This window comes from Streptomyces sp. bgisy100 (assembly GCF_057709105.1).
Genome location: NZ_JBYITE010000004.1, coordinates 211,448 through 230,910 on the forward strand (window position 1 = coordinate 211,448; position 19,463 = coordinate 230,910).

Consider the following 19,463-nt stretch of genomic DNA (forward strand, 5'->3'; position numbering starts at 1 on the left):
TGGAACGATGCGCTCGCCTGCGGGCCGTCGCCGATGAAGGGGGAAGCCGCCGACGACAGCCCTGTCTCAGTCGCGGTCCCTCAGCCAGGGACCCCGTCACTGTCTCCGTCGCGCGCTCGGTAGCAGCCTCAGTCGCGGCGCCGCTCGTAGACCGGGCAGCCGTCGGCGGCCGGGTCGAAGGGCCGCAGTCGGTAGATGCGCATGCAGTCCGGGCAGGCGTAGTAGATGGCGCCGGGGCCGCTGCCGGTTTCGATGAGGGCGATCAGGGTGGGGCGATCGGTGTAACCCAGGTGCCAGTTGCACATGCGCCGGGTCACCGGTGCGCTCCGAGCTGGGTCAGGAGCCACGCGCACTCGCGGGCCAGGGCCGTCACGTGAATGTGCGCGGTGAGCGGGCGCTCCGTCAGCCCCTGCGCGGCCAGATACCTGATGCTCTCCAGCCGGCCCCGCTGCTGGTACCACGCAATGCTGCCGCGCCACAGCCCTTCGACCGCGACTTCCGCTTCGGGGAGCAGCCGTTCGATGTGCCCGCGCAGGGATCGTTCGAGGGTGACCAGTTCGTCCATGACCAAGGGACCGTTGCTGGCCGCTAATGCCGTGGTGATGGTGGCCTGAATGGCTGCGATGTCGATGGGGTGGGAGAACTTGAGGGGGTGCCCACCGCCCCGCACCCCGGCACGGTCTGTGTTCATGCGGTGACAGTAGAAGGGGTATGACCTGGGGCTCAATGACGCTTTCGCGGTGCCCGCCCAGGAAGTGCCAACGAGAAGGCGGCACTACAGAGGAACACCCACCGCGTCCGCCAAGGTGTGCATCTCCGGAGTCAGGGTCCTGCGCTGCTGCATCACATCCGTGAGGATGTCCCGGGCGTACCGCTGGCTGGCCAGCCATTCGGGGACGGCGGCATGAAGGTCCGCCAGGGTTTCCACGGCCTCGTTGTGCTGACGGAGCATGACGTGCGCTCGTGCGACGTCGAGCCGGTGGCGGTGGTATTCGGTGCTCGCCGCCATGTCGCCGCCGATCCGCCGTGCCGCACACAGGACCTTGTCCGGCTCGTCGAGGACGATGTGTCGCTCCGCCGCCTTGTAGCCGACGGTTTTGGGTCCCCACGTGGTGAGCCGCTCCCGGCCTCGCGGCAACTCCCGCCCCGTCATGACGGCGACGGCCCGCGCGAGCCGCATCGTGTCCGCGGCTTCGCCCGGCCGGTTGTCCCGCAGATTCGCGGCGGACGCTTGCAGCAGCAGCCAGCCCCAAGCCGCCAGGTCCTCCGGTGTCGCCCGGGAGAGGCGTGGCTCCACATCATCTGCCCACCGCGTGGCGAGCTCGCGGGATGCCGCCAACTTGCCCTGCCGGAGGAGGAGCCAGCTCCACGTCGTGATGACTGCCGCCGCACGCCGACGGTCCGGGGCATCGTCGAGAGCGCGCCGCAGGGCGGTCTCTGCCGCGGCATAGGCACGAACCTGGGTCAGCACCGAACCAGCCATCTGGAGCAGGTGCGAACGCACGTCCCGAGCATCGGTGGAATCACCGAGTGCGTCTGCGTCACGGAGCAAGGGGACGAGAAGTCCGGAGAACTCGCCGAGTTTATTGGCGAAGTACGTTCGGCGGGCTTCCGGGAGCACCTCTCGAACGCCTTCCACGGTGGGAGCCTCAGCCGGCGGCTCGGCGGCCACCTGCACCGCCCGTTGCAGGGGCCACCATGCCTCGGGCCTACCGGGCTCGGGCTCCTCGTCGTCGCGTTCCAGCAGAGAGCTCGTCGGTACCCGGAGGGCCAGGGCGAAACGATGGGCCGTCTCCATACGGGTGCCGTCGACCTCGCCCTGCTCCAACTTCCGTACCAGGGAGAGGGAGACATCGGCTGCCGCGGCGAGCTCGCGCTGTGTCATTCCGCGCCGCTTCCGGACCTGGCGCAGCCGGGCTCCGATGTGCATGTCAGCGTGTTCGGTCATCACTGGCTCCGATCTGACTCGACACCAGAACGGTACAGCGAAGACTCACCCCGCTCCGGTGCGGTAGTGATACCCGCACACCTCGTCGAAGCCCGCGCGGTCGTACAGCCGAAGGGCCGGAGCGTTGTCGCGTTCGACCTGGAGGTACATGCCGTGGGCCTCGTGGGACCCGGCCCAGTCGGCCAGCGCTGCGAGTACGGCGCGGGCCGTGCCCTTTCCGCGCGCCCGGGGGATCGTGGCCATTCTGCCCCGCTCCGCGGGAAGCCGGATTCCTCCCCAGGCTGAAGCCTGGGGCATTCTCCGGGAGATTCGGTGACGGTACCCCAACTGCTGTCTCCGGATCGTCCGCAACCCGGCACGGTCTATCGCCCCTGACCCTCATGCGGGCCGTCGCCGACGGAGGGGGAACCATCGGCAACGGCCCTGACTCAGCCGCGGTCTCAGCCAGGGCCCCGGTCACTGGCTCCGTCGCGGGCTCGGCGGCAGCCTCAGTCACGGCGCCGCTCGTAGACCGGGCAGCCGTCGGCGGCCGGATCGAAGGGCCGCAGTCGATAGATGCGCATGCAGTCCGGGCAGGCGTAGTAGATGGCGCCGGGGCCGCTGCCGGTTTCGATGAGGGCGATCAGGGTGGGGCGATCGGTGTAACCCAGGTGCCAGTTGCACATGCGCCGGGTCACCGGTGCGCTCCGAGCTGGGTCAGGAGCCACGCGCACTCGCGGGCCAGGGCCGTCACGTGAATGTGCGCGGTGAGCGGGCGTTCGGTCAGTCCCTGCGCGGCCTGGTGCCGGATGCTCTCCAGTCGGCCCCGCTGTTGGTACCACGCGATGCTGCCGCGCCAGAGCCGTTCGGCCGCGGCTTCCGCCTCGGGGAGCAGCCGCTCGATGTGACCGCGCAGGGATCGTTCGAGGGTGACCAGTTCGTCCATGACCAAGGGACCGTTGCTGGTCGCTAACGCCGTGGTGATGGTGGCCTGAATGGCTGCGACGTCGATCGGCTTGCTGTGGCCGTCTGTTGTGGTGTGCACGCGCACTCCTGCTGTCGGCGTGATCGGATACGCGACGACAGTAAGAGCGGTTCCGTGAGGGAGGGGACACAGATCGTGTCCCCTCCCTCACGCCGCCAGAACTCCCACCTTGACTGCCAACGCGGAGGCGCGGCGGCGTCGGTCGGGGCTTGCCGATTCGGTCTCCTCCAGGATGATGCGCCGGGCGAAGCCGTTGTAGCGGATCGTCTCCGGGGCGGACTCGTAGGCCTGGTCCAGCAGGGCCAAGGCGGTGTCCGGCCGGCCGTCGAGCCGGTATCCGCGGGCCTGTTCGATGCGGTGGCGGGCCCGGCGTGGCCGGGAGGGGATCGCCGTGGCATCCGCGCGGTCGGACTGGCGCGCGGACTCGCTGCCGGAGTGCAGTTCGACGGCGATCGTGACCGCGTGGGCGCCCATGATGGCCTGCGAGAAGCTGGTGACCGGGTGGAAGTAGCCCGTGGGGAGGCGGTCGGCCATCACCCGGGCGCTGTCCCAGTGGCGCCATGCCGTCCCGGTGTCCCCTCGTCGGGCGGCGGTGTACGCGGCGGCGACGGTGAGTGCTCCCGCGACGGCGCGTACGCCGTCATCGGCATCCGGCAGCAGTGGCCGCAGGTGGTCGAGGGTTTCCCTGGTGACCGCTTCGGCCTCTTCGTAGTGGGCCGGCCCGGAGTCGCGGTGTGCCTCGGCCGCCAGCCACGCCGCGATACCCATGGCGTGCGGGTCCTCGGACTCCTGGGCGGCGACCATCCCCCGGTCTGCGACCCGCCACAGCAGGGAGGGGTCCGGCTGGTACGCCAGGAAGAACTGCGACAGGCAGTAGACCTCGGAGAGCGTGGCCTGCGCGGCTCGCCGGTCTGCCGCCGTGTCCGCCTGACGTATGGCCAGTTGGGCATCGCGGATCAGTCCCGGCAGGAGGCCGCCGACCACATCCCGGTGGTGGGGAGAGGAGTGCCGGGCCGACCATGCGTGATCGAGGCGGGCACGAAGGTGATCGGCTCGGGGCGCGGGCCGGTCATCGGTGATGGGGAACGCGTTCACGGCTGCCGCGACCGCAGGCAGCCGGGGGTGGCCCGGACCGGTGAAGAGGTCGACGCCGAGGGCGTGACGTCCGGTCAGGTCGGCGAGGTTGCGGACCCGGAGTGTCTCGGCGATGCGGAGAATCATCTCCAGCCCGGGTGTTTGCAGTTGGCCGGATTCCACCCGCTTCACCCATGACGGGGACATGCCCAGCAGACCGGCCATGACGGTGCGGGTGATGCCCCGGCGCTGGCGGAGGATCTGCATCCGCTGGCCGAACGCCAGTGGATCGGCGTACGGGTCCGGGGTGGCATCGGAAGGTGACACGGCCTTGCCCCTCTCTGTACAGCTCGTCTGTCAGAAAGTATGCGGTCGCGCCCGATCAGTGCGTCGGCGAACGCCCCAATCCGCCCCGCCCAGTCACCTGCCGGCCCAGTCACCTGCCGAAAGAGCACCCGGGAGGACACGGCGCGGGCTCAGCCCCCGGCCTCACCCCACTCCACCGCGGTAGTGGTACCCGCACACCTCGTCGAAGCCCGCGCGGTCGTACAGCCGAAGGGCCGGAGCGTTGTCGCGTTCGACCTGGAGGTACATGCCGTCGGCTTCGTGTGCCCCGGCCCAGTCGGCCAGCGCTGCGAGTACGGCGCGGGCCGCGCCCTTTCCGCGGGCCCGGGGGATGGTGGCCATGCCGAACACTCCCGCCCAGCCCTCGTCGGCGACCGCGCGGCCCACCGCGATGACCTCGCCGCCGTTCAGCGCGCAGGCGTAGGCGGAGGGGCGGTTCACCCGGCCGAGCAGGTCCCACTCGGAACGAGGGTCGGCGCCATGTCCGTGTACGGCGTGCCAGACGTCGAACCACGCGCTCGTCGGGTGATCGTCCACGCGGACCCGCAGGCCGGTCGTGGTGCGAGCGCCGCCCAGCAGTGGGCCGGTCGGCGCCTGCGCCAATACGGCAGCAGTCGCGGCACGCCGCAAGGACATCGGGCTCTCGCGCCGATACCCGCGTTCCGCCAGAAGCGGGTCGAGGTCCGCCGGGCACGTCCCAGGGGTGATCTGGAATCGCGCTGCCACGCCGTGTCCGGCGTAGAACTTCTCCACGGCGGCCACCCTGCCGCGCAGGTCGAGCGGTCCGGTCGCAGCGTGTTGTCCGGTCGGTGCGAGTTGCCCCGTCGGGTCGAGTTGCCCCGTCGGGTCGAGTTGTGCGGCCGGGTCGAGTTGCCCGGTGTCGCCGTGCGGCAGCACTGTCCCCGCCCACCAGGCGGAGCCGGTGGTGTGGCGCAGCCACCATCCGTCGCGGTGTTCGACGTGCTCTGCCGGAAGGGCTCTCGCCGCTCTCTCCTGCAGGCCTTTCACCAGGTCCGGGCTGCTCGGGGCGGGCGGTGTCGGCATGTGTACCTCCTGTGCGGCCAACCCTGGTACGCCGCAGGGCCGGTCGGCAACCGCTTTCCTTCCGGCACGCCCGACGCCGGGCCGGGGCTCGTGTCGGCCGGGCTTCTCAAGGGCCGTTCAGCGGCCCCCGCCGCCGGACCCCGTTCGCCCTCAGGTCCCCACCCTCAGGCCACCGACCCGATCCGCCCCACACTCGCCGCCCCGTCGTGGTGGATCGGGGTGTGGGCGCCGGTGAGAGGGACGCCGGTGCCGCCGCGGCGGTCGGCGACGATTTCGGCGGCGATGGACAGGGCCGTCTCCTCGGGGGTGCGGGCGCCCAGGTCGAGGCCGATCGGGGAACGCAGGCGGGTCAGTTCGAGTTCGGTGACGCCGGCGTCGCGGAGGCGCTCCAGGCGGTCCAGGTGGGTGCGGCGGGAGCCCATGGCGCCGACGTAGGCGACGGGCAGGCGCAGGGCGCGTTCCAGGAGGGGGACGTCGAACTTGGCCTCGTGGGTGAGGACGCACAGCACAGTGCGGCTGTCGAGGTCCTGGGAGTCGAGGTAGCGGTGGGGCCAGTCGACGACGATCTCGTCGGCGTCCGGGAAGCGCTCGGCGGTGGCGAAGACGGGGCGGGCGTCGCAGACGGTGACGTGGTAGCCGAGAAAGGAGCCGACCCGGGCCAGGGCGGCGGCGAAGTCGATCGCGCCGAAGACGATCATCCGGGGCGGCGGGACGCTGGACTCGACGAAGAGGGTGAGGGGCTGTCCGCAGCGGCTGCCGTCGGCGCCGATGGCGACCGTTCCGGTGCGGCCCGCGTCCAGGAGCGCGCGGGCCTCGGCCGACGCCGTGCGGTCCAGCTCGGGGTGGCCGCCGAGGGTCCCGGCGCAGGAGCCGTCGGGCCGTACGTGCAGGGGGCGGCCGATCAGCTCGGCCGGGCCGTCGACGATCCGGGCGACCGCCGCTGTCCCTCCCCCGGCCGCGGCCGCCAGTACGGCGGCGAACACCTCGCGCGCGGGTCCGGCCGAGGGGGAGTCGCCCGCCCGTACCGGGGTGACCAGGACATCGATGTCCCCGCCGCAGGTCAGGCCGACGGCGAAGGCGTCCTCGTCGCTGTAGCCGAAGCGTTCCAGCACGGATGCGCCGGATTCCAGGGCCTGTCGGCACAGGTCGTAGACCGCGCCCTCCACGCAGCCGCCGGAGACGGAGCCGATCGCCGTGCCGTCGGTGTCGACCGCGAGGGCGGCACCGGGCCGGCGGGGCGCGCTGCCGGTGACGGCCACCACGGTGGCCACGGCGAAGTCGCGTCCCTGCTCGCACCACCGGTTCAGTTCCTCGGCGATGTCCAGCATGGCGATCACCTCTCCTTCAGGGTTGCGTGGAGGGCACGGCGGCGCTACTTGACGCCGAGCCAGTGCTCGATGGGCCGGAGGGCGAAGTAGACGACGAAGATGCCGGTGAGCGCCCACATGAACACGCCGGGTTCGCGCCACCTGCCCTGAGCCGCCTTGATGGCGGTCCAGGCGATGACGCCCGCGCCGACACCGGCGGTGATGGAGTACGTGAAGGGCATCAGGACGACGGTCAGGAAGACCGGGATCGCCACCGTGCGGTCGCCCCACTCGACATGCCGGGCGTTCTGCATCATCATCGCGCCGATGACGACCAGGGCGGCGGCAGCCACCTGACCCGGGACGATCTGGGTGAGCGGGGTGAAGAAGAGGCAGGCGGCGAAGAGCAGACCGGTGACGACGCTGGACAGTCCGGTGCGGGCGCCCTCGCCGACGCCGGTGGCCGACTCGACGAAGACGGTCTGGCCGGAGGCTCCGGCGACACCGCCGACCGCGCCGCCCGCGCCGTCGATGAACAGCGCCTTGGACAGGCCCGGCATCCGGCCCTTGTCGTCGGCGAGGCCGGCTTCGGTGCCGACACCGATGATGGTGGCCATCGCGTCGAAGAAGCCCGCCAGCACCAGGGTGAAGACGATCATGCCGACGGTCATGGCGCCGATCGAGCCCCAGCCGCCGAACTCGACCTGTCCGAAGAGGGAGAAGTCCGGTGCGGAGACCGCGCTGCCGTCGAGTTCCGGCGGGGCGCCGCCCCACTCCTTCGGGCTCAGTCCGCCGACGGTGTTGACGACGACGGCGAGGACGGTCCCGACGGCGATGCCGATGAGGATCGCCCCGGGGACGCCGCGGGCCTGGAGCATGAAGATCAGCAGCAGGGTGACGCAGAAGATCAGGACCGGCCAGCCGGCGAGCTGTCCGCCCGCCCCGAGGGTGACCGGGGCGGACTCCGCGCCCATCTGCACGAAACCGGCCTTGACCAGGCCGATCAGGGCGATGAACAGGCCGATGCCCATGGTGATGCCGTGCTTGAGCGGCAGCGGTATCGCGTTCATGACCAGTTCGCGGAGGCCGGTGACCACCAGCAGACAGATCAGCAGGCCGTAGATCACGCACATGCCCATGGCCTGCGGCCAGGTCATGTTCGGCGCCACCTGGGTGGCGACCACCCCGGAGACGCTGAGGCCGGCCGCGAGGGCGAGCGGCACCTTGCCGATGAAGCCCATCAGCAGGGTGGTGAAGGCGGCGGCGAACGCCGTGGCCGTGATCAGCGCGCTGCGGCTGAGGGTGTGGTCGGCGGCGTCCTCACCGCCGAGCAGCAGGGGGTTGAGCAGAAGGATGTACGCCATCGCCATGAAGGTGGTGATGCCGCCGCGCAGCTCGCGCGCGACGGTGCTCCCTCTGTCGGAGATGTGAAAGTACCGGTCGAGCCAGGACCGGCCGGCGGGCGGACGCGAGCCGGTGGCCGCATCCTCCGCCGCGGTGTCCGGCTGTACGGACGACTGGGTCATGGTGCCTACTCCCAAGGTTCACAGGGGCACCCGCGCGCTGTGGGGGCGGCGCGGGATTTGGGATGTCGAGGTGGCTGCACGACCCGGGGGACGGCCCGAGACGAACGGGGTGGTGCGGGCACCGCCGGGTGGCCGGACGGTGCCGTTACTGCTCGGTAGTGCCGGTGGTGCGGGGTACTGCTGGGCGGTGCCGTGATGCGGGGTGGTGCTGGTGATGCGTTTCCTGCGGAGTGGTGCGCTTTCCGCTGGGTGGTGCGTTTCCTGCGGGGTGTGCCGCGAGCGGTGCGGCACTGCTCCGGGCGGTGCGGGGGTCTCCCGGGCCGGGGCCCGGCGAGGGACGGACATGGGGGCGTCCGTCCGCACCGCCCGGAGAGCGGGTGAGGTACCGGAGGGGACCGGGTACCGGAGGGGCGGGTCAGGTGCCGGTGAGGTGTTCGGGCCGTACCGGTACGCGGGCGAGGCCGAGCCCGGTGGCCTCCCGGATGGCCGCCACCACCGCCGGGGTCGAGGAGAGCGTCGGGGCCTCGCCGACGCCGCGGAGCCCGTACGGCGCGTGGTCGTCGGCCAGTTCGAGGACGTCGACGGGGATGACCGGGGTGTCCAGGATGGTCGGGATCAGGTAGTCGGTGAAGGACGGGTTGCGCACCCGGCCGTCCGGGGAGACCACGATCTCCTCCATGACCGCGAGGCCGAGGCCCTGCGTCGTACCGCCCTGGATCTGCCCCTCGACGGAGAGCGGGTTGAGCGCCTTGCCGACGTCCTGGGCACAGGCCAGTTCGATGACCTTGACCAGGCCCAGTTCGGTGTCGACCTCGACGACGGCCCGGTGGGCGGCGAAGGAGTACTGGACGTGCCCGTTGCCCTGGCCGGTGCGCAGGTCGAACGGCTCGGTGGGGCGGTGCCGCCACTCCAGCTCGATGTCGATGGACTCGCCCTCGATGACGTCGGTGAGGTCGGCGAGGGCCTCGCCGCCGTCGGTGACGACCTTGCCGCCCTCCAGCAGCAGTTCGGCGGTGGCCCAGGCGGGGTGGTGGGTGCCGAACTTCCGGCGGCCGAGCTCCAGGACCTTCTCCCGGACGGCCTCGCAGGTGTGCTTCACCGCGCCGCCGGTGACGTAGGTCTGCCGGGAGGCGGAGGTGGAGCCGGCCGAGCCGACCCGGGTGTCGGCGGGGTGGATGGTGACCTGGGTGACGCCGAGTTCGGTGCGGGCGATCTGGGCGTGCACGGTGACGCCGCCCTGGCCGACCTCGGCCATCGCGGTGTGCACCAGGGCGACCGGCTCGCCGCCGACGACCTCCAGCCGGACGCGGGCGGTGGAGTAGTCGTCGAAGCCCTCGGAGAAGCCGACGTTCTTGATGCCGACGGCGTAGCCGACGCCGCGCACGACGCCTTCGCCGTGGGTGGTGTTGGACAGGCCGCCGGGCAGGGCGCGGACGTCGGTGGCCGAGCCGTCGGAGCCCGCGGTCTCCCACTGCCGCTCGGGCGGGAGCGGCATCGCCTTGAGGCGGCGCAGGAGTTCGGCGACCGGGGCCGGGGAGTCGACGGGCTGGCCGGTCGGCATGACCGTGCCCTGGGACATGGCGTTGATCCGGCGGAACTCGACCGGGTCCAGGCCGAGTTCGGCGGCGAGGCGGTCCATCTGGGCCTCGTAGGCGAAGCACGCCTGGACGGCGCCGAAGCCGCGCATCGCGCCGCAGGGCGGGTTGTTGGTGTAGAGGGCGACGGCCTCGATGTCGACGTTGTCGATGACGTACGGGCCGGCCGAGAGGGAGGCGGCGTTGCCGACGACGGCCGGGGAGGACGAGGCGTAGGCGCCGCCGTCCAGCACGATGCGGCAGGCCATATGGGTGATCCGGCCGTCCCGGGTGGCGCCGTGCTCGTAGTGGAGCTTCGCCGGGTGCCGGTGGACGTGGCCGAAGAACGACTCGAACCGGTTGTAGACGATCTTTACGGGCTTGCCGGTGCGCAGCGCCAGCAGGCAGGCGTGGATCTGCATGGACAGGTCCTCGCGCCCGCCGAAGGCGCCGCCGACGCCGGAGAGGGTCATCCGCACCTTGTCCTCGGGGAGGCCGAGGACGGGGGCGATCTGGCGGAGGTCGGCGTGCAGCCACTGGGTGGCGATGTAGAGGTCGACGCCGCCGTCCTCGGCGGGCACCGCGAGGCCGGACTCGGGGCCGAGGAAGGCCTGGTCCTGCATGCCGACCTCGTAGTCGCCGGTGACGATCACGTCGGCGCGGGCGCGGGCGGCCTCGACGTCGCCGCGGAGGATGGGCTGCCGGTGGACGATGTTGGGGTGCGGGGCGTGCGGAGCGTGGTGGTCGTCCCGGCCGGGGTGGAGCAGCGGCGCGTCGTCGGCGGTGGCGGACGCCTCGTCGGTGACGACGGGCAGTTCGGCATAGTCGACCTTGATCTTCGCGGCGGCGCGGCGGGCGGTCTCGGGGTGGTCGGCGGCGACGATCGCCACCGGTTCGCCGTGGTGGCGGACCCTGCCGTGGGCGAGCACCGGGGTGTCCTGGATCTCCAGGCCGTAGTGCTTCACCTCGGTGGGCAGGTCGTCGTAGGTGAGGACGGCGTGCACCCCGGCCTGTGCCAGTGCCTCGGAGACGTCGATGGAGCGGATCTCGGCGTGGGCGTGCGGGCTGCGCAGGGTGAAGCCCCACAGCATGTCCTCGTGCCACAGGTCGGAGGCGTAGGCGAACTCGCCGTTGACCTTGAGGGTGCCGTCGGGCCGCAGGGTGGACTCGCTGATGCCGCCGCGGGTGGCCCCCTGGGTGATGCGGGTGGGGGATCCGGAGGGCACCGAGGTGCGGGTGGTGTTCGGGCGGGTCATCTCAGGCCCCCTCCCCGGCGGTGGCGGTCGCGCCGCGGGCGGCGGCGAGGCGTACCGCGTCGAGGATCTTCTCGTAGCCGGTGCAGCGGCACAGGTTGCCGGAGAGCGCCTCGCGGATGTCCGCGTCGGACGGTTCGGTGTTGCGCTCCAGGAGTTCGTCGGCGGCGACGAGCAGGCCGGGGGTGCAGAAGCCGCACTGGACGGCTCCGGCGTCGATGAAGGCCTGCTGGATCGGGGCGAGGGCGGCGTGTTCGCCGGTGCGGCCGTCCGTTCCGGTGGGGCGGGCCTGCCAGCGGCGGGCCTCGTCGAGGCCGGTGCCGCAGGCCCCGGTGGCGCAGCCGCCGGCCGCGCGCCGGCCGGCGAAGTCGGCGAGGCCTTCGACGGTGACGACCTCGCGGCCCTCGGCCTGTCCGGCGGCCACCAGGCAGGCGCAGACCGGCACGCCGTCCAGGCGCACCGTGCAGGAGCCGCATTCGCCCTGTTCGCAGGCGTTCTTGGAGCCGGGGAGGCCGAGGCGCTCCCGCAGGACGTAGAGGAGGGACTCGCCCTCCCAGACGTCGTCGGCCTCGTGGGGGCGGCCGTTGACGGTGAGGTTCACGCGCACTGGGCGCCTCCTTCGGTTCCGCGGGCGGCGCCGCGGTGGGCGTCCCAGGTCCAGCCGAGGGTGCGGCGGGCCATGACGCCGACCGCGTGACGCCGGTAGCGGGCGCTGCCGCGCACGTCGTCGATGGGGTTGCAGGCGCCCGAGCAGAGTTCGGCGAACTGCCGGGCGACGGACGGGGTGATGGTCTTGCCGCTGTCCCAGAAGCCGCCCTCGTCGAGTGCGGCGTTGAGGAAGTCCTCGGCGGCGCGGGCGCGCACCGGGGTGGGGGCGGCGGAGCCGATGCCGGTCCGCACGGTGCGGGTCTCGGGGTGCAGCGCGAGGGAGAACGCGCAGACCGCGATGACCATCGCGTTGCGGGTGCCGACCTTGGAGAACTGCTGGGGGCCGTCGGCCTTCTTGATGTGCACGGCGCGGATCAGCTCGTCCGGTTCGAGCGCGTTGCGCTTCACCCCGGTGAAGAACTCCTCGACCGGGATCATGCGGGTGCCGCGCACCGACACGGCCTCGACCTCGGCGCCGGCGGCCAGCAGTGCGGGGTGGGCGTCACCGGCCGGGGAGGCCGCGCCCAGGTTGCCGCCGACGCTGCCGCGGTTGCGGATCTGCGGTGAGCCGACGGTGTGCGAGGCGAGCGCGAGGCCGGGCAGTTCGGCCCGCAGGTGTTCCATGATCTGCGTGTACGGGACGGACGCGCCGAGCCGGACGGTCTCCTCGCCGACCTCCCACTCCCGCAGTTCCGGGATGCGGCCGAGGTCGAGCAGGTGCTCCGGACGGCGGTGGTCGAAGTTGATCTCGACCATCACGTCGGTGCCACCCGCGATGGGCACGGCGGCAGGGTGCTCGGCCTTGGCGGCGAGCGCCTCCTCCCAGCCGGCGGGACGAAGGAAGTCCATGAGTGGCTCTCTTCTTCGGGATCGGTCGTTCGGCCCGGCGGGAGACCGCGGGCTCGCCGCCGGCTCGTTTCATGTCCTGTTCACACGCCTCGTCAGTCAGTACACCGAGGTACGCCCTCATGGGTGCAGTCACCGAAAACATGAAGCAGTTGGCTGGCCAGGGACCCCGTCTTGTAGATTCGAACGAAAGGCGGGGTCCGGAAACCTCGACGTAATCTCCCCTGGTGCCTGCCACGGGGAACGACCCCTGTGGCACACAAGAGATCGGCGGCGACGATGCGGCTGCGCGCACTGCTGGAGACCGGCACCCTCGGCCTGCGGCTCCTCGGCGGCGAGGAGGAGCTGGACCGGCCGGTCCGCGGCGTGATGACCACCGACCTGCGCGACCCGAGCCGCTATCTGTCCGGCGGCGAGCTGGTGCTGTCCGGCCTGGCCTGGCGGCGCCGGCCGGAGGATTCGGAGCGGTTCGTCCGGATCCTCGTCCAGTCCGGGGTCGCGGGGCTGGCCGCGGGCGAGGCCGAGCTCGGTTCGGTGCCCGAGGACCTGGTGGCGGCCTGTGCCCGGCACCGGCTGCCGCTGTTCGCGGTGAACGAGGCCGTGTCGTTCGCCAGCATCACCGAGCATGTGGTGCGGCAGGTGTCCGGCGAGCGGGCGGGCGACCTGGCGGCCGTGGTGGAGCGGCACCGCCGGATGATGACGGCCGGCCCCTCGGGCGGCGGTCCCGAGGTGGTCCTGGACCTGCTCGGCAGCGACCTCGATCTGCGGGCCTGGGTGCTCTCCCCCACCGGCCGGCAGATCGCCGGCTCCGGCCTCGCCGACTCCGGCCCCGCACTGCCGGCGGCCGTGCGCACCATGCTGGCGGGCGAGCATCTGGCGGCGACCCGCGGCGGCCGGCGCGGACCGCACCGCGCCCTGGCCGACGGCACGACGTACTCGCTGTTCCCGGTCCGCAGCTGGGGGGACCGGCCCGCGGCGGGAGCGGGCCGTCCCGGCGCGGGCGCCCGGGACGTGCGGGAGACCGTGCTCTCCGACTGGCTGCTGGTGGTGGAGGCGGACGCCTGGGACTGGTCGGCCGAACGGCTGGACCTGCTGCACGGCGTGACCCAGCTGATCGCGGTGGAGCGGGACCGCCGGGACGCCGCCCGCACCGTCCGCCGCCGGCTGGCCCAGGAGGTCCTGGAGCTGGTGCAGGCGGGCGCGCCGCCCGCCGAAGTCGCGGCCCGGCTGCGGCTCGCGGCGCCGGTGCTGCTGCCGGGACTGGGCGGGGCGCCGCACTGGCAGGTCGTCGTGGCCCGGGTGGAGTGGGACGGCGGTGACATCGCGGGCGGCCCGGTCACCCAGGCCCTGCTGGAGGAGATCCTGGTCGACCCGGAGGAGGACGGCACGGATGTGTCGGACCGGATCGCGGTGGCCGACACGGGGGACGAGGCGATCGCGCTGCTGCCGCTGCCGGTCGCGGAGGGCGCGGAGACGGTGACGGGCCTGCGGGCCGACCGGCTGCTGGCCGCGGTCGGCGAGCCGCTCTCCCGCGGTCTGGACGGCGACGGGCGGCTCACCATGGGCGTCAGCGCGGCCGTGCACTCCGCGGAGGGGCTGCGCGGCGCGCTGGAGGAGGCGCGGCACGCCCGCCGGGTCGCGGCGGCCCGGACCGGCCGGGTCTGCGCGGCGGGCCACCAGGAGCTGGCCTCGCACGTGCTGCTGCTGCCGTTCGTGCCGGACGACGTCCGCCGGGCCTTCACCGCGCGGCTGCTGGACCCGCTGCGGGACTACGACCGGCGGCACCGCGCCGAGCTCATCCCCACGCTGGAGGCGTTCCTCGACTGCGACGGCTCCTGGACCCGGTGCGCCGGCCGGCTCCATCTGCATGTGAACACGCTGCGGTACCGGGTGGGCAGGATCGAGCAGCTGACCGGGCGTGATCTGTCCCGGCTGGAGGACAAGCTGGACTTCTTCCTGGCCCTGCGGATGAGCTGACGGCCGGCGCCGCGGAGGGACTGACGGCCGGCGCCGCGGCGGAGCCGACGCCTGGCGGCGCGGGTCGGCCCCTCGGCCGTACCCGCGGGAGGGCCGGCACGCCGCGGTCGCGGGAGGGCCGTCGCGCCGCGGCACGGAAGGGCCGTACTGCGGGAGGGCCGTCGCGCCGCGGCACGGAAGGGCCGTACTGCGGGAGGGCCGTCGCGCCGCGGAGCGGGAGGGGCTTTCCGTCGCGTCGCGGAGGGGCCTGCCCCGCGGCGCGGAGGGCCCGGGCGCGCACCCGCGCGCTGTCGTGCGCCCCCGCAATGAGCTGAATTCGTGCTTCCGTTAACCCGTTTGTGAATCTGTTCACCCACCCCCTTGGCGCGGCGGCGGTTCCGTGCTGAGATGCGGCCACGACTTCCGGCTCGACGGCGCGCAGAGGGAGGGAATGTGGCGGATACCGCCATGTCACATTCGGGGAAGCCAGAGTCAGTCGAGGCGGACGATCCGCACGATCCCCGCCGGGTCGCCGTGTGGCGGCTGCGGTCCCGCGGGTGCTGGGACGACGCGGCCGCGCTGCTCGCCCCCTACGCCGCCGACGATCCGGACACCGCCCTGCGGCGGGCCGCGCTGCTCGTCGAGCGGTGCATGTTCACCGCGGCGGGCTGGGCGGACGCGGAGGACGCGCTCCGGGCCGCGGAGGCCGTGGCGAACAGCGACGACGAGCGGGGCGCGGCGGCCTGCGAGCGGGGGAATCTGGCGTACGCGGCGACCGTCCTCGGGGCCCGCGACCGGTCGGACGAGGCCCGCGCCGCGCTCGGGCGCGCGGCGGCGCTGCTGGCCCCCGCGGCACCCGGCCGGGCGCTGCTGGACTTCCGCCGCGGCCTGGTCGCGGAGCACCTGGCCGACAGCCCGCAGGCGGCCCGCGCCGCGTACCGCCGGGCCCACGCGGGCGCCGCCGCCCGCGGTGACCAGCTGCTGTGCTCGTTCACCTGGCGGCATCTGGCCGGGCTGGCGCTGCGCGACGGGGACCGGGCCGAGGCCCGGCACGGCTTCGCCGAGTCGCTCCGGCTCCGGGTGGAGCTGGGCTATCTGGTCGGCACCGCGCCCGCGCTGGCGGCGCTGGCGGACGCCGAGCCGGAGCCGGAGGCGGCCCGGCTGCGGGCCGAGGCCGGCCGGCTGTTCCGGCTGCTGGGCGGGGTGCCCACCTGGCTGGCCGCGCAGCTGGACCGGGCTCCGGCGGCCTGACGAACGCGGGCTGTCGCGCGCGGTGGATCCGCGCCGCTCCCGACCGGCCGGATGGCGGGCGGCCTCGCGAGGGGCCCCCGCCGCGCTCGTCACCCCGCCGCGGCGGCCGGGACCGGCACCCCGACCGGAGGCGGCCGACCGCGCGGCGCGGTCGGAATCAGCCGCACAACCGACGAACAGCGGCCCGATATCCAATGGAACGTCTCGGCGTCAACCAATTCGCTCACCCACAAGGCTGATGATGCAACACCTTCACCCGGACGGCGGTCACTGAGTCGCATGGGCACCAGCATGCTGGGCTGGCTCGGCAAAGGCTTTCCGAGCGACGTGGAATCACCTGACCGCTGATTCGGAGAATCCCCATGCGGAATTCCAAGTTTCTCGGCCTGAGCGCCGCCACCGCTCTGGCTGCCGTCGTCACCGGCGTATCGGCGGCGCCGGCCGCCGCCTCCCAGAACACCCGGGAGCTGGTGTTCCGGTTGATTTCGAAGCAGACTCAGCTCTCCTACGTCGACGTGGGCAACCCCGGCCCGAGCCAGGGGGACGAGTTCGTCTCCAGCTCGGATCTCTACCGCGGAAGCACCAAGGTCGGCGACCAGGGCGGAGTCTGCACCCTGACCCGCACCGCCCCGAACGACGAGTTCGACGAGCAGTGCGTGAACTCCCTCGCGCTGCCCGGGGGCCAGCTCACGGCGCAGGGACGGCTCACCGCCACGAACGCGGGTCCCGGCAACATCGACCTGGCGATCACCGGCGGGACGCGGCTCTACCGCAAGGCCCGCGGCTATATCCACGTCGAACTCCTCAACGAGACGGACGCCGAGCTCACCGTCCACCTCATTCTCTGACACTCCCGGTCCGCGGAATCCGGGAAATCAATCGGGGCCGTCCCCGCCTTCGCGGCCTTCCGCGTCCGGAAATGCGTGAAGGGCTCCTGCCGAATGCGGCAGGAGCCCTTCGCGTGTCGATCGGGTGAAAACAGCGGCGCTCAGCCCCGCGTGCCGCGCCGTCCGGGCGGGGCGGGGGTCACTTCGGCGCCACCGCGGAGTCGGCCGCGACGCCGGCCGGCGCACCCTCGGCCGCCGCGACGCCGGCCGTTCCGGGGTCGCCCGGCCCGGCGCCGTCCGTTCCGGGGCCGCCTGTTCCGGAGCCGTCGTCACCGGCGCCGTCGTCACCGGCACTGTCCCGCAGTGCCGAATGGCGGCGGCCGAAGGCGAGGTAGAGGACGGCCGCCAGGGCCAGCCAGCAGCCGAACAGCGTCCAGGTGATGCCGGGCAGCAGATACGCGAGGTAGAGGCAGGACACCGCGGCGAGCACCGGGACCACCGGGTAGAGCGGCACCCGGTACGAGCGGGGCGCGTCCGGCGCGATGCGGCGCAGCACGACCACCGCCGCGGCGACCGCCACGAAGGCGACCAGCGTTCCCATGCTGGTGAGGTCGGCGAGGTACTGGAGGGGGACGAGGGCGGCGAGGCCGCCGACGCAGGCGCCGACGATCCAGGTGTTGTGGACCGGGGTGTGCCGCTTGCGGTCCACCCGCCGGAATATCTCCGGCACCAGGCCGTCGCGGGCCATCGAGAACAGGATGCGGGTCTGTCCGAACAGCGTGACGAGCACGACGCTGAAGATGGAGACGACGGCGCCCGCGGAGAGCAGCAGCGCGGGCCATCCGGCGCCGGTGACGTCGCGGAGGATCTCGGCGAGCACCGCCTCGCCCGCGTCGGCCTGCGCGCCGAACTTCCCGGCCGGCTGGGCCCCGACGGCGGCCAGCGCCACCAGGATGTAGAGCAGGGTGACGGCGGCCAGGGTGAACAGCAGGGCGAGCGGGATGGTGCGCCGCGGGTTGCGGACCTCCTCGCTGGCGGTGGCCACCGTGTCGAAGCCGACGTAGGAGAAGAAGACGCCGGAGGCGGCGACGCCGATCCCGCCGATGCCGTGCGGGGCGAAGTCGGCGAAGTGCTCGGCCCGGAAGGCGGCCAGCGCGACGGCGACGAAGAGCACCAGCACGCCGAGCTTCACGCACACCATGACCGCGTTGACCACCGCGGACTCGCGGGTGCCGCGGGCGAGGAGCAGCGAGCAGAGCAGGACCACGACGAGGGCGGGGATGTTGACGTAGCCGCCGGCGCCGGGCGGCTGGCTGATGGCGTCCGGCAGGGTGACGCCGAGGAGGGTGTCGCTGAGCTCGTTGAGGTACTGGCCCCAGCTGACCGCGACGGTCGAGACGGCGACGCCGTACTCGAGGATCAGGCACCAGGCGACGAGGTAGGCGGCGCCTTCACCGAGCGAGGCGTAGGCGTAGGAGTAGGTGCTGCCCGCGACGGGGACGGCTCCGGCCAGCTCCACGTAGCAGAGGGCGGCGAGCCCGGCGACGGCGGCGGCGAGGACGAAGGAGAGAATGACGGCGGGGCCCGCTTTGGGCACGGTGGTGCCGAGGACGAAGAAGATCCCGGTGCCGACGACCGAGCTGATGCCGAGCAGGGTCAACTGCCAGAGCCCCATGGTCCGTTGCAAGGAGGCACCGGAGGAGTCCCCGTCGGCTTCGGCGATCATCCGGTCCAGCGGTTTGCGGCGACACAGCTGGCTGGCCATTCGGCCCATGGCTCCTCCTGGGATCCGGTCGCGCCCCGCCTGTCGGCGGGGTTTCGGGGATCCTGCGGGAACGTAAATGATCGGGCAACAGAAGATCCGTACAAGAGGAACTGCGGCCGTTGGACGAATCGACGGTTGAATCGGCGGCCTCCGGGCCGGTCGGTTCACGGTCGACGGGGCAGGGCGGGGCACTCCGGGCGGCCGTGCGATCTGTCCGGACATGCACCGATTCGGCGGCCATGGTGGGCCACGTCCGCCCCACCGGGGCCGCCGCCGGCCTCAGCGCGTGCGGCGCGCCCCGGCGAAGTGCTCGCGGACCAGCTGCTCGACCACCGGAAGGTCCCCGGCGACGAGGGCGTCGAGCAGCGCGGTGTGCTCGGCCGCGTCGGCCAGCAGATCGACGCTGCGGACGATCGCGCCGTCGGTGACCGGACCCTGCGCCCGGCGGTGCAACTCGTCACCGATCATGGCCAGTTGGCGGTTGCCGGTCAGGGTGAGCAGGGCGTGGTGGAACTCCCGGTCGGCCTCGGCGTAGCCGACGCGGTCGCCGCGCGCCGCAGCCGTGACGGTCCCGGCGGCGAGCGGGCGCAGTTCCTCCCAGGCCTCGGGCGGCACCGTCCGGGCGAGCTCCAGCATCACCGGCACCTCCAGCAGCGCCCGCACCTCGGCCAGTTCGGCGAGGTCCCGGGCGGTGCGCCGGGCCACCCGGAAGCCGCGGTTGGGCACGACCTCCACCGCGCCCTCGGCGGCGAGCTGCTGCATCGCCTCGCGGACCGGGGTCGCCGAGACGCCGAACCGTTCGGCGAGCGCGGGGGCCGAGTACACCTCGCCGGGGGTGAGCTCGCCGCCCACCAGCGCGGTGCGCAGGGCGGTCAGCACCTGGCCGCGCACGGAGTGCCGCCGCGGCATCCGGCGCGGGGGCGGCCCGGCGGGCGCCGGGGGCTCCCGGTGGCCGCGCGCGGTCTCCTGCGGCGCCCCGCGCCCGGCCTCCGGGCCGGGGGCTTCACCGCGCCCCGGAAGGTGGCCCCCCGAACGGGGGATTTCCCGCCCCGATGCGTCCTCGCGCAGGCGTGGCGCCTCGGCCTCGGCTCCGGCCTGCTCCATGGATCCTCCCTGAATGTCCCGAGAACGATAG

Annotated in this window: 18 protein-coding genes; 3 read left to right on the forward strand and 15 right to left on the reverse strand. The window is 72.9% G+C overall.

What is annotated here, in order from left to right; genetic code table 11:
- Nucleotides 1–128 precede the first annotated feature (128 nt).
- The 13 genes from AC3EQ1_RS04990 to AC3EQ1_RS05050 all read right to left on the reverse strand — a co-directional run bounded on the left by AC3EQ1_RS04990 (nt 129) and on the right by AC3EQ1_RS05050 (nt 12,532).
- On the reverse strand, nt 129–317 hold the full coding sequence (locus AC3EQ1_RS04990; protein WP_432093009.1) for a hypothetical protein: 189 nt from the start codon (nt 315–317) through the stop codon (nt 129–131).
- The gene (locus AC3EQ1_RS04995) at nt 314–691 is read right to left on the reverse strand and encodes a DUF6415 family natural product biosynthesis protein (protein ID WP_432093010.1); all 378 of its coding nucleotides are present in this window, start codon (nt 689–691) and stop codon (nt 314–316) included. The genes AC3EQ1_RS04990 and AC3EQ1_RS04995 overlap by 4 nt, the downstream gene beginning before the upstream one ends.
- A gap of 84 nt (nt 692–775) precedes the next feature.
- Nucleotides 776–1,948, reverse strand: coding sequence for a helix-turn-helix domain-containing protein (locus tag AC3EQ1_RS05000; RefSeq protein WP_432093011.1), 1,173 nt, complete (start codon nt 1,946–1,948; stop codon nt 776–778).
- 45 nt (nt 1,949–1,993) lie between these two features.
- On the reverse strand, nt 1,994–2,245 hold the full coding sequence (locus AC3EQ1_RS05005; RefSeq protein WP_432093012.1) for a GNAT family N-acetyltransferase: 252 nt from the start codon (nt 2,243–2,245) through the stop codon (nt 1,994–1,996).
- 191 nt (nt 2,246–2,436) lie between these two features.
- Entirely contained in the window at nt 2,437–2,625 is a 189-nt protein-coding gene (locus AC3EQ1_RS05010) for a hypothetical protein (RefSeq protein ID WP_432093009.1), read from the reverse strand.
- Nucleotides 2,622–2,972 carry a DUF6415 family natural product biosynthesis protein gene (locus tag AC3EQ1_RS05015; protein WP_432093013.1) on the reverse strand — a complete coding sequence of 117 codons (351 nt, stop codon included), beginning with the start codon at nt 2,970–2,972 and terminating at the stop codon, nt 2,622–2,624. Before AC3EQ1_RS05015 ends, AC3EQ1_RS05010 begins: the two co-directional genes overlap by 4 nt.
- A gap of 87 nt (nt 2,973–3,059) precedes the next feature.
- Nucleotides 3,060–4,313 (reverse strand): helix-turn-helix domain-containing protein, encoded by a 1,254-nt coding sequence (locus AC3EQ1_RS05020; RefSeq protein ID WP_432093014.1) that lies wholly within the window; start codon nt 4,311–4,313, stop codon nt 3,060–3,062.
- A gap of 162 nt (nt 4,314–4,475) precedes the next feature.
- Nucleotides 4,476–5,375, reverse strand: a complete 900-nt coding sequence (locus AC3EQ1_RS05025) for a GNAT family N-acetyltransferase (protein WP_432093015.1) — start codon at nt 5,373–5,375, stop codon at nt 4,476–4,478.
- Nucleotides 5,376–5,539: 164 nt separating this feature from the next.
- On the reverse strand, nt 5,540–6,703 hold the full coding sequence (locus AC3EQ1_RS05030; RefSeq protein WP_432093042.1) for an XdhC family protein: 1,164 nt from the start codon (nt 6,701–6,703) through the stop codon (nt 5,540–5,542).
- 44 nt (nt 6,704–6,747) lie between these two features.
- Nucleotides 6,748–8,208 (reverse strand): NCS2 family permease, encoded by a 1,461-nt coding sequence (locus AC3EQ1_RS05035; protein WP_432093016.1) that lies wholly within the window; start codon nt 8,206–8,208, stop codon nt 6,748–6,750.
- Nucleotides 8,209–8,623: 415 nt separating this feature from the next.
- A complete protein-coding gene (gene pucD, locus AC3EQ1_RS05040) occupies nt 8,624–11,038 on the reverse strand; it encodes a xanthine dehydrogenase subunit D (RefSeq protein WP_432093017.1) in 2,415 nt (804 codons plus the stop codon).
- 1 nt (nt 11,039) lies between these two features.
- Nucleotides 11,040–11,642, reverse strand: a complete 603-nt coding sequence (locus AC3EQ1_RS05045) for a (2Fe-2S)-binding protein (protein ID WP_432093018.1) — start codon at nt 11,640–11,642, stop codon at nt 11,040–11,042.
- A complete protein-coding gene (locus AC3EQ1_RS05050) occupies nt 11,633–12,532 on the reverse strand; it encodes an FAD binding domain-containing protein (protein WP_432093019.1) in 900 nt (299 codons plus the stop codon). The genes AC3EQ1_RS05045 and AC3EQ1_RS05050 overlap by 10 nt, the downstream gene beginning before the upstream one ends.
- A gap of 276 nt (nt 12,533–12,808) precedes the next feature.
- Between AC3EQ1_RS05050 and AC3EQ1_RS05055 the strand changes: the two genes are divergently transcribed.
- The 3 genes from AC3EQ1_RS05055 (at nt 12,809) to AC3EQ1_RS05065 (ending at nt 16,584) form a co-directional block, all read left to right on the forward strand.
- Complete coding sequence (locus AC3EQ1_RS05055; protein WP_432093043.1) at nt 12,809–14,506, forward strand: PucR family transcriptional regulator; 1,698 nt, start codon at nt 12,809–12,811, stop codon at nt 14,504–14,506.
- A gap of 447 nt (nt 14,507–14,953) precedes the next feature.
- A complete protein-coding gene (locus AC3EQ1_RS05060) occupies nt 14,954–15,736 on the forward strand; it encodes a hypothetical protein (RefSeq protein ID WP_432093020.1) in 783 nt (260 codons plus the stop codon).
- A 362-nt stretch (nt 15,737–16,098) separates the two neighbouring features.
- Complete coding sequence (locus tag AC3EQ1_RS05065; RefSeq protein ID WP_432093021.1) at nt 16,099–16,584, forward strand: allene oxide cyclase barrel-like domain-containing protein; 486 nt, start codon at nt 16,099–16,101, stop codon at nt 16,582–16,584.
- 178 nt (nt 16,585–16,762) lie between these two features.
- Here the strand turns inward: AC3EQ1_RS05065 and AC3EQ1_RS05070 are convergent, their stop codons facing one another.
- Both AC3EQ1_RS05070 and AC3EQ1_RS05075 read right to left on the reverse strand, forming a co-directional pair.
- Nucleotides 16,763–18,337 carry an APC family permease gene (locus AC3EQ1_RS05070; protein WP_432093022.1) on the reverse strand — a complete coding sequence of 525 codons (1,575 nt, stop codon included), beginning with the start codon at nt 18,335–18,337 and terminating at the stop codon, nt 16,763–16,765.
- A 270-nt stretch (nt 18,338–18,607) separates the two neighbouring features.
- The gene (locus AC3EQ1_RS05075; protein WP_432093023.1) at nt 18,608–19,432 is read right to left on the reverse strand and encodes a GntR family transcriptional regulator; all 825 of its coding nucleotides are present in this window, start codon (nt 19,430–19,432) and stop codon (nt 18,608–18,610) included.
- Between the last annotated feature and the right edge of the window lie 31 nt (nt 19,433–19,463).